Source organism: Streptomyces sp. NPDC058459 (assembly GCF_042721685.1).
Lineage (GTDB): Bacteria > Actinomycetota > Actinomycetes > Streptomycetales > Streptomycetaceae > Streptomyces.
On sequence record NZ_JBHXLV010000056.1, the window covers coordinates 23870 to 33902 of the forward strand.

Consider the following 10033-nt stretch of genomic DNA (forward strand, 5'->3'; position numbering starts at 1 on the left):
CCATAGCACTTCCGGCTCCCCCGGGCCTCGTCTTCCCTTCTTTGATCATCACGCTTCGGTTGAACCCTTGTGCCACCCGGCATACCGGTCAGGCACGGTCACTTTCCGGTACGTCGAGGACAGTTCCGTACACGCGTTACCAACTCGTCACCATCCGGCCTAACGTCCTCCCCCAGGTGACCGGCTCTCCACAGCCGCCCGGACCAGGGGCGGCAGCCGGACATCACCGCCGAGGACCGTCCGGCGGCCGCCGTCTCCCCTGTGCGGACGGCCGTCGGACACCGGCCCCCGCAGGGGCATGGCGTTCTCGGCCGCACGAGTCCCATGGAAGGACGTGACGGTCCAGGTGGCAGCGCACCGAAAGCTCCGAGCGCGCTCACTCAACGGCAACACGGCCCGCACGGCGGCCATTCTCGCCCTGGCGGGAGCGGCGACAGCGACAGCCTTCGACGGAACGGGACACGCCGAGCCACAACTCGACGCGGCTCAGGTCAAGAGCAAGGTGGACCAGCTGTACCGGGAGGCGGAGACCGCCACCGAGAAGTACGACGGCGCACACGACAAGGCCAGCGCCGCCCAGCACCGGCTGAACTCCCTGCGCGACGAGACCGCCCGCCGGCAGGTCAGACTCGACACCGCCCGCGGTGCCCTGGGCTCCTTCGCCGCCGCGCAGTACCGCGACGGCGCAATCGCCCCGAGCTGGCAGCTTGCCCTCTCCAGCAGCCCCGACCGCTACCTGGACGACGCGGCCTTCGCCGAACGCGCCGGCGACCGCCGGGCCCGGCAGGTGGCCCGCGTACGCGCCCAGCTCCGCGAGATCGAGCGGCTGCGCGGCGCCGCCCGCGTCGAGGCACGGTCGGTACGGTCCCGGCAGGCAGAGCTGAAGCGGCAGAAGGAGACCGTCACCAGCAAGCTGGAGCAGGCGCGACGACTGCTCGAACGGCTCACCGCGCCCGAACGGGACAAGGTCACCAGCGGCACCGCCGCGACACCGGCCCGCACCACCGCGACACCGGCCCGCGACACCCGCTCCGGCACTGCCGGCCGCTCCGGCACCGCCCGCCGATCCGCCCCTGCTCCCGCCATCTCCGGCCGAGCGTCCGCCGCCCACGTGATCACGTCCGCCGCGCGGGTGCCCGCGCCCACCTCCCGCGCCTCGGCGGCCGTCGCCTACGCCTACCGGAAGCTCGGCAGCCCCTACGTCTGGGGCGCCACCGGGCCGAACGCCTTCGACTGCTCAGGGCTGATCCAGGCCGCCTACCGTTCCGCCGGCATCTCCCTCCCTCGCACCACCTACGCCCAGATCAACGCGGGCCGGCGCGTCTCCCGGTCCCAGCTCCAGCCCGGCGACCTGGTGTTCTTCTACTCCGGCATCAGCCATGTGGGCATGTACATCGGCAACGGCCGCATGATCCACGCCCCCAACCCCTCGGCACCGGTCCGGGTGACGCCCATCGACCAGATGCCGTTCGCGGGAGCGACCCGGGTGGCCTGAGCGAGGCTTGGAGGCTTGGTCCCCCTTGGGGTCGGTCAGTGACAGCTGTCGGGCCGGCCTCCGGGGACCTTCGGGGACCTCCGGGGTCAGACCAGTCTGCGGGCCGTCGCCCAGCGGGTCAGCTCGTGCCGGTTGGAGAGCTGGAGCTTGCGCAGCACCGCCGAGACATGGGACTCGACCGTCTTCACCGAGATGAACAGCTGCTTGCCGATCTCCTTGTACGCGTAGCCTCGCGCGATCAGGCGCAGTACCTCACGCTCGCGCTGGGTGAGCCGGTCCATGTCCTCGTCGACCGGCGGGGCGTCGGTGGAGGCGAAGGCGTCCAGCACGAACCCGGCCAGCCGGGGCGAGAAGACGGCGTCGCCCTCCTGCACCCGGAAGATCGAGTCGATCAGGTCGGACCCGGTGATGGTCTTGGTGACATAACCGCGCGCCCCGCCCCGGATCACCCCGATCACGTCCTCCGCCGCGTCGGAGACCGAGAGCGCGAGGAAGCGCACGGGCTGCTCGGGGTCCGCCATCAGGGCCGCGCTGCGCCGTAGCACCTCGACGCCGCCTCCGCCGGGCAGGTGGACGTCGAGCAGGACCACCTCGGGCCGGGCCGTGGTGATGACCGAGACCGCCTGGTCGACGTCCGCTGCCTCCCCGACCACCTCGACCCCGGTCCGCGCGGTCTGCCCGATCTCGGCCCGCACCCCGGTACGGAACATGCGGTGGTCGTCCACGAGCACCACCCGGACCCGGCGCCCGGCCGTGCCCTCCGCCCCCGTCGGCTCCGCGGTGTCGCGTCCTGGATCAGCCACCTTCGCCTCCCCCGTCGTGCCGTTCGCCTCGGTCGCGTCACTCATGCCGTCTTCTCCGCCCTCTCCATCTCCAGTTCGACTTCCGTGCCGCCGTCCGGCACCGGCCGCAGCCGGGCCGTGCCGCCGTTGCGCTCCATACGCCCGATGATCGACTCCCTGACCCCCATGCGGTCGGCGGGTATGGAATCGAGGTCGAAGCCGGGCCCCCGGTCGCGGACGGACACGAAGACCGTACGGCCCTCGACCTCGGCGTAGACCTGCACGGCACCGCCCTCGCCACCGTACTTGGCGGCGTTCACCATCGCTTCGCGCGCGGCCTGCATCTGCGCGGCCGTCCTGTCGTCCAGGGTGCAGTCGCCCACCACCACGACCTCTATGGGTACGCCGTGCTTGTCCTCCACCTCGGCCGCGTTGCGCCGCACGGCCTCCGCGACCGTGTCCGGCTCCTCGGCCTCGTCCTTGCCGGTGCCCTCCGGCTTGTGGAGCCAGGTGCGCAGGTCCCGCTCCTGCGCGCGGGCCAGGCGGCGCACCTCGCCCGCGTTGTCCGCGTTGCGCTGTATCAGGGTGAGGGTGTGCAGCACCGAGTCGTGGACGTGCGCGGCGACCTCGGCCCGCTCCTGGGCGCGGATGCGCATCAGGCGTTCCTCGGACAGGTCCTGGGTCACGCGGACGAGATAGGGCCCGGCGAGCAGGGTGATGCCGACGAAGACGGCGAGCGCGGCCTCCAGCACCGCTCCCAGGTGGACGGCGGAGACCTGCATCACGAAGATGGCGGAGACACCGGCGGTGACCAGCAGCACGCCCACACCCGCCCGGAGCAGGGTGAGCGTGCGCCGCCGGCTGCCGACCTCGACCCAGCGGGCCCGGCGGGCGTTGTCCGCCTGACGCCACACCAGGGCGACACCGGCCGCGACGAGCACGGCAGGCACCAGATACGCCTTGGCCGTGTTGGTCAGATTGACGCTGCCCAGGAAGACGATGGACACGATGACCATGAGGAGCAGGGCGACCATCTGCCCCTTGTCCGGCTTGCGGGCCACCAGCCGGCGCCGCCCTTCCGGCGAGGTCTCGGTGCCGACCAGCGAGGCGGGTTTGTGGTCGCCCACACCGCCGACCCCGAGCGGGACGAAGAACCAGAACGCGGCGTACAGCAGCGCGCCGAGCCCGTTCGCCATGAGCAGGCCGGCGAAGGCCAGGCGCACCCACACCACGGGCAGCCCGAGATGCCCGGCGAGCCCCCGCGCCACTCCGCCCAGCCAGCGACCGTCACCGCTGCGGTAGAGCTTGCGCGGCGGCCGCGGGTCATCGAGTGGGAGTGCTGCGGCTTCCGGCATGCCAACGATGGTCACACGGCGGTGGGTGCCGGGGCATCAGGGTCGTCCCCCGAGACTCCCCTGATCTTCGCCGGGGTTTCCCTGATCTGCGGCTGGCTGAACGGGGCTGGAGCGGAGCACCGGAGTCGAACAACTCCCTCTCCCGTCTCAGGGGCGATTTCAGGGTTCGACCAGGGTCGGCCCGACTGCCCACAGGGCCCCCGGCCCGTCACCATGGACACATGACGGATCACGAGCACGCCGCGACGGGTCCGGGACCCGGCTCCGGCCCACGCCCGGACTCGGGCACCGGGCCGACGGATGCCGCACCCGCCGCGGCGGAGCGGACGGGCCCGGACGGCACGAACAGTGCGGACAGTGCGGACACGCAGGAGACGCAGGAGACGCCCGCCGGAGCGGAGGGCGCGGACAGAGGGGGTGGAGAAGTGCGGGACTCGGGGGCGAAGGACACAGGCGTGGACTCGGATGTGACGGACCCTGGTGTGGACCAGGGTGCGCGGGACACAGCGGAGGCGGGCACCGCGGCAGGGCACCGGCCCGGCACCGCCGAGGCCCCCCGCCGCTTCAGCCGCGACCGGCGGCACAAGATGATCGCGGGTGTGTGCGCGGGCCTCGGCCGGCAGACGGACATGGACCCGGTGATCTTCCGCATCACCCTGGCCGTGCTGGCCGCGACGGGCGGCATCGGCCTCGTCTTCTACGGCTTCGCCTGGCTCCTCCTGCCCTACGACGACGAGGACGAGAACGAGGTACGCAAGCTGCTGACCGGCCGGATCGACGGACAGGCGCTGGCCGCCGTGCTGTTCGCCCTGATCGGCTGCGGGGTCATCCTGACCACCCTGCGCAACGGCGGGGTGCTGACCTTCGCCGTGGTGCTCTCCCTGCTGCTGGCCGGGGCCGGCTACTGGTCCCGGCACCGGGCCACCACCGACCCCGCCCCGTCCCCGAGTGACGAGCCCAAGTCACCCAGGGGCCATCCCATAGCCGCGCAGGCGGCGGCCGACGCCCCGCCGGAGACCCAGGCACCGCCGGTCTACTACAGCGGGCCCTCCTGGTGGCGGGACCCGATCGTCAAGGACGGCACCCACGTCGGCGGCACCGGGTACTTCTGGGGTCCCCGCGACGTCCATGAGCGGTACGTCGTGCCCTCCCCGCCCATCGACTTCGTCATGCAGCTCCCCTGGCCGCACTCTCTCGCCGGCCGCGCACCGGCCGACAAGCGGTCCAGGCCACGGGGACCGCGCTGGATAAGCGGCTGGGTGTTCCTGCTGGCCCTGGCGGCAGGCGTCCTGGGCGGCAGCCGCACCTGGGAGACGCGCCCGCTGGCCACCAGCCTCCAGACCGGGCTGGCCTGCGCCCTGGTGGTGTTCGGACTGGGCATAGCCGTCAGCGCCTTCCTGGGGCGCACGGGAGGCGGGTCCGCCTTCCTGGCCCTGGTCACGGCGCTGCTGCTGGCCGGAAGTGCCACGCTGCCCAGCGATATCACCTCGCACTGGCGCCACACGGCCTGGCGGCCGGCGGCCGCGGCGGACGTCCGCCCGGCGTACGAGCTGGGCTCGGGCTCCGCCACCCTCGACCTGACCGGGTTGCAGTTGGCCAAGGACCAGACGGTGACCACCAGGGCGGGGCTGGGAGCGGGCCGGCTGAGGGTGATCGTCCCGGCGGACGCGACCGCGGTGCTGAGTATCGACGTGGGTGTGGGCGACATCCGGATGCCCGGAGACGAGGGGAACGACGTGGACGTGCGGCCGGACAGACACGAGACGGCGAACCTGGCTCCTGACAGGAGCAGCAAGGAGACGGGTGTGTTGCGGATCGATCTGCATGTGGGCGTCGGACAGGTGGAGGTGAGCCGTGCTGCGTCATGAGTTCCAGCCCGGACGGCTGGTCGGCGGAAGCTGCCTCACCGCCGCGGGCGCCCTCTATCTGGGGGACGTACGCGGTCTGTGGGAGGTGCCCTGGTTCACGGCGATCCCTCTGGCCGTCGGCGGCCTGGTCCTGGCGGGGGTGACGACCGCCCTCACCCGCGCGATACGCGGAAAGGGCGGCGCGGAGGACGAGAAGGTCTGAGGGCGCCTCGGCCGGGCGGGCCTAGTCCGTCTGGCCCGGCCCAGCCAGTCCAGCCCGGCAGACCAAGGCCAGCCAGTCCGGTGCAGCCCGGCCCGACAAGGTCTGCCCGGCAAGTCCGGCCCGTAGGGGTCCGCCCGCCGACCCCGCCCGCAGGCGGTGCCCTAGCGGTACCCGCCCGACCGGCGTCGGCGGCGGTCCCGGAGGTAGGAATCGAGGGAGAGGTAGGGGGTGCCGGCGAGGACGAGGGGGAGCCAGGCCATCAGGTAGGCGAGGTCGTTGCCGTAGTAGTAGGGGCTGGTGGCCCAGCTGACGGTCAGCCACAGGCTGAGGGAGATCAGCGCGCCGCCGAGGGCGGCCAGCCGGCCGAGGAGTCCGATGAGGATGCCGATGCCCACGGCCAGCTCGCCCAGGGCGATGGCGTAGCCGAAGCCGACGGGGCTCTTCAGGGCCAGGTCGACGAGAGCCGGGATGGCGGAGGAGTCCCGTACCCCGCGCATCGTGTCGCCGAGCGAACCGGCGCCGTCGGCCTTCATGAAGGCGCTGTCGGTGAGCTTGTCCAGGCCCGCGTAGACGAAGGTGACGCCGAGGAAGATCCGGAGTGGGAGGAGGGCGTAACGGGTGGCGGTGGACCGCCAGTCACGGTCCCCGTCGAGATGGGTGGCGCGCGTGTCCGTCCGCATACCGTGAGTCATCGCTGTCAGTCGCCTCTCGCCCGTGCCGGACCCCTCACCCGACGATACGTATGACGAAGGGAGCCAGTTCAATCCTCCCCGGACGATTTTCCGGAAATCGGTGCACCGTACGGAGTGATCGGTCGGCCATTCCGACCTGGTCCACCACCCGGCCCGCGACCGGGGCTCAGTCCGTCACCTCGATCGGGTACCGGTTGGTGGCCAGCCCCGCCGCCGTCACCACCTGGACCTCCACCGCGCCGGGTTCCACCTCGACCGGCACCGGGACGGTGAGGACGTTGTCGGTGGGGTTGCGGAAGCCTCCGGCGACCGGGACCAGCGGCACATGGACGTCGACCGCGCCGATGCGGACGACCATGCGGGCGAGGCGGTCGGCGCCCTGGGCGCCGGGCGGGACGAAGCCGGTGCCCCGGATCTCGATGTCGTCCCCGGTGCGGACCGGCCCGTCCAGGTCGCCGGGTTCGCGGGCGCGTACCACGGAGAGGACCACCGGACGGCCGCCCTCGGCGTACTTGCCCGCCAGGTAGGTGGCCGCCGAGATCAGCACCAGCACGGCGAGCCCCCAGGGCAGGTCGGGCAGTTGGTCGGGGCGGCGGCCGAGCCGGACGGCGGCGAAGACCAGGGCGACGGCGCTGATGACGACGTACTGGATGTCGGCGAAGGCACCCCGGCCCGCGTCGTCGGTGAGCAGGTCGGCGGCGCGCGGCCGGTGCGCGGGGACCTTCTGGAGCCGCTGGCCGAGGACGCGGAGCCCGACCACCCGGCGCACCAGGACGGCGATCCCGCACACCACGGCGAGGACGGTCACCACGCCCGCGCCGCGCGCGAGGTCGAGACCGGCGAGGAGGGCGTCCCGTTCGGCGGGGTGGGAGGCCGCGGCGAGGCGGCCTGCCAGGAGCAGGACGGCGTAGGCGACGAAGAGCACCCAGCAGGCGGCGACCGTGCGGGAGGTGGACATGCGGTTGTCCTCGCCGATCATCGGGGCAAGCGGCCCGCCGCGCGTCCGGTGGAAGAAGCCGGCGAGGGTCAGCGCGCCCGCGACGGCCACCGCGGCGAGCAGTGCGGCGGTGCGGGCGCTGCTCCAGCCCGCGCCGATCGCGGTGAGGGCCTGGGCGAGCAGCAGGACCACCGTGGCGCCCCAGGCGAAGAAGGCCGTGCGGGTCCACAGCCCGGCCAGCCAGGCGTCGCCCTCGGCGCGGCCCCGTTCGGCGACCGCCTCGGCGCGCTGGGCCAGTTCGGCGGAGATCCACTGCCGGGACGCCGAGGCCGAGTGCGCCACGGCCGGGGGCAGCCCGCGTCCGGCGGCGAATTCGTCCCGGCCGCGCCGGAAGGCGGCGAGGGCACGGCGGTGCCCCTCGCGCGCCCCGTGCGGGCAGTCCCCGCACGCGCAGCCGCCTCCGTGGGCCCCCGCGCCGTCCGCCGCCGCGCTCTGCCTCGCCTCCTGCACCGCCACGACCGACGCCCACCTTCCCCGCTACCCGAGATCCCGGGAATGCGGCCGTCACGCACAGTGCGTGCGATGGCCGGGCAACTCCCCTGTGAACAAGGCGAATTGTGCCCTACGCCGGGCACCCTCGGATCGCCGGTCCGCGCAGGGCGGAAAGGACCGCCCATCCTGCTGACCCACCCGCACGCCCGTGCGAGACGCTCAGCTCAGGAGTTCGGGTCCGCTCGGGCTGATGTCCTGCCACAGGGGCTGGTGGTCGATCCGGGCCACGAGGTCGCCGCCGAGGTGTTCCCGGGTGGCGACGGCGTGCCGGTGGTCGATGAGGACGGGGCGGCCGGCGGCCTCGGCGGCGAGAAGGGGCTGACCCAGAGGCAGTCGCTGAACTCGTTGAACTCCGGGTCGCGGAAGTCGCCGCCGGGTGGGGGGGTACCGAAAGGCGCCGGAGCAGCGAAGAAGAGGTGGAACGGCCGGAGCCGTTCCACCTCGTGCGGTGCCGGTCAGCGGGCCGGCACCCAGGTCACTCCCACTCGATGGTGCCCGGCGGCTTGGAGGTCACGTCGACGACGACGCGGTTGACGTCGCGGACCTCGTTGGTGATCCGGGTGGAGATCTTCGCCAGCACGTCGTACGGCAGCCGCGACCAGTCGGCGGTCATGGCGTCCTCGGAGGAGACCGGGCGCAGCACGATCGGGTGGCCGTAGGTGCGGCCGTCGCCCTGGACGCCGACCGAGCGGACGTCGGCGAGCAGCACGACCGGGCACTGCCAGATCTCGCGGTCGAGACCGGCGGCGGTCAGCTCCTCGCGGGCGATGGCGTCGGCCTCGCGCAGCAGATCCAGGCGCTCCCTGGTGACATCGCCGACGATGCGGATGCCGAGGCCGGGGCCGGGGAAGGGCTGGCGCTGGACGATCTCCTCGGGCAGGCCCAGCTCCTGGCCCACCATGCGGACCTCGTCCTTGAACAGCTTGCGCAGCGGCTCGATGAGCTGGAACTCGAGGTCCTCGGGGAGGCCGCCGACGTTGTGGTGGGACTTGATGTTGGCGGTGCCGGTGCCGCCGCCGGACTCGACCACGTCCGGGTACAGAGTGCCCTGGACCAGGAACTCCACGGCCGGGCCCTCGTCGGCGATGATCTCGGCCTGGGCCTGCTCGAAGACGCGGATGAACTCGCGCCCGATGATCTTCCGCTTCTCCTCGGGGTCGGAGACTCCGGCGAGCGCCTTGAGGAAGCGCTCCTCGGCGTCGACGACCTTCAGCTGGACGCCGGTGGCCGCGACGAAGTCCTTCTCGACCTGCTCGGTCTCGCCCTTGCGCATCAGGCCGTGGTCGACGTAGACGCAGGTGAGCTGGGGGCCGATGGCCTTCTGGACCAGGGCGGCGGCGACGGCGGAGTCCACGCCGCCGGACAGACCGCAGATGGCGCGCTTGTCGCCGACCTGCTCGCGGATCGCGGCGACCTGCTCCTCGATCACGTTGCCCGTGGTCCAGGACGGGGTAAGGCCCGCGCCCCGGTACAGGAAGTGCTCCAGCACCTGCTGGCCGTGCGTGGAGTGCATGACCTCGGGGTGGTACTGGACGCCGTAGAGCTTCTTCTCGTCGTTCTCGAAGGCGGCGACCGGGACCACGTCGGTGGAGGCGGTGACGGTGAAGCCCTCGGGGGCGGCGGAGCAGGCGTCGCCGTGGGACATCCACACGGGCTGCTCGTCCGGGGTGCCCTCGAACAGGGTGGAGCCGGACATGGAGACGTGCAGGGGGGTGCGGCCGTACTCGCGGGCGCCGCTGTTGTCGACGGTGCCGCCGAGGGTCCGCGCCATCAGCTGGAAGCCGTAGCACATGCCGAACACGGGGACGCCGGCCTCGAAGAGGGCGCCGTCGAGCTGGGGGGCGTTCTCGGCGTAGACCGAGGAGGGGCCTCCGGAGAGGATGATCGCCGCGGGGTTCCTGGCGAGCATCTCGGCCACCGGCATGGTGCTCGGCACGATCTCGCTGTAGACCCGCGCCTCGCGGACGCGACGGGCGATGAGCTGGGCGTACTGCGCGCCGAAGTCGACGACCAGGACGGTGTCGGGGGCGGCGGCAGACTGGGTCGCTGATGACACGGGGTGCCTTCCGGCGGTTGGGCGGGGGTCTGTACGACCGATTCTAACGGGGTGGGCGGCGCCCCCCTCCCGGACGGGGGCGCCGCCCCCATCC

General features: G+C 72.6%; 8 protein-coding genes and 1 pseudogene. 3 read left to right on the plus strand and 6 right to left on the minus strand.

The window, feature by feature from the left end; translation table 11 throughout:
* The first annotated feature begins 346 nt into the window (after positions 1 to 346).
* The gene (locus ACFWN1_RS13600; RefSeq protein ID WP_384360823.1) at positions 347 to 1495 is read left to right on the plus strand and encodes an NlpC/P60 family protein; all 1149 of its coding nucleotides are present in this window, start codon (positions 347 to 349) and stop codon (positions 1493 to 1495) included.
* Positions 1496 to 1581: 86 nt separating this feature from the next.
* Here the strand turns inward: ACFWN1_RS13600 and ACFWN1_RS13605 are convergent, their stop codons facing one another.
* Positions 1582 to 2343, minus strand: coding sequence for a LuxR C-terminal-related transcriptional regulator (locus ACFWN1_RS13605; RefSeq protein ID WP_384360825.1), 762 nt, complete (start codon positions 2341 to 2343; stop codon positions 1582 to 1584).
* Positions 2340 to 3632, minus strand: coding sequence for a PspC domain-containing protein (locus tag ACFWN1_RS13610; protein WP_384360828.1), 1293 nt, complete (start codon positions 3630 to 3632; stop codon positions 2340 to 2342). Before ACFWN1_RS13610 ends, ACFWN1_RS13605 begins: the two co-directional genes overlap by 4 nt.
* Before the next feature lie 221 nt (positions 3633 to 3853).
* Between ACFWN1_RS13610 and ACFWN1_RS13615 the strand changes: the two genes are divergently transcribed.
* Positions 3854 to 5500 carry a PspC domain-containing protein gene (locus ACFWN1_RS13615; RefSeq protein ID WP_384360830.1) on the plus strand — a complete coding sequence of 549 codons (1647 nt, stop codon included), beginning with the start codon at positions 3854 to 3856 and terminating at the stop codon, positions 5498 to 5500.
* On the plus strand, positions 5487 to 5702 hold the full coding sequence (locus ACFWN1_RS13620) for a hypothetical protein (protein WP_384360833.1): 216 nt from the start codon (positions 5487 to 5489) through the stop codon (positions 5700 to 5702). The genes ACFWN1_RS13615 and ACFWN1_RS13620 overlap by 14 nt, the downstream gene beginning before the upstream one ends.
* Before the next feature lie 161 nt (positions 5703 to 5863).
* Here the strand turns inward: ACFWN1_RS13620 and ACFWN1_RS13625 are convergent, their stop codons facing one another.
* The 4 genes and pseudogenes from ACFWN1_RS13625 to guaA all read right to left on the minus strand — a co-directional run bounded on the left by ACFWN1_RS13625 (position 5864) and on the right by guaA (position 9939).
* Entirely contained in the window at positions 5864 to 6382 is a 519-nt protein-coding gene (locus ACFWN1_RS13625; protein ID WP_384360836.1) for a DoxX family protein, read from the minus strand.
* Between the two features lie 178 nt (positions 6383 to 6560).
* Complete coding sequence (locus tag ACFWN1_RS13630; protein WP_384360838.1) at positions 6561 to 7847, minus strand: hypothetical protein; 1287 nt, start codon at positions 7845 to 7847, stop codon at positions 6561 to 6563.
* 195 nt (positions 7848 to 8042) lie between these two features.
* A pseudogene (locus tag ACFWN1_RS13635) lies at positions 8043 to 8204 on the minus strand (class II aldolase/adducin family protein); the annotation flags it as partial.
* 154 nt (positions 8205 to 8358) lie between these two features.
* On the minus strand, positions 8359 to 9939 hold the full coding sequence (gene guaA, locus ACFWN1_RS13640) for a glutamine-hydrolyzing GMP synthase (RefSeq protein WP_384360841.1): 1581 nt from the start codon (positions 9937 to 9939) through the stop codon (positions 8359 to 8361).
* Between the last annotated feature and the right edge of the window lie 94 nt (positions 9940 to 10033).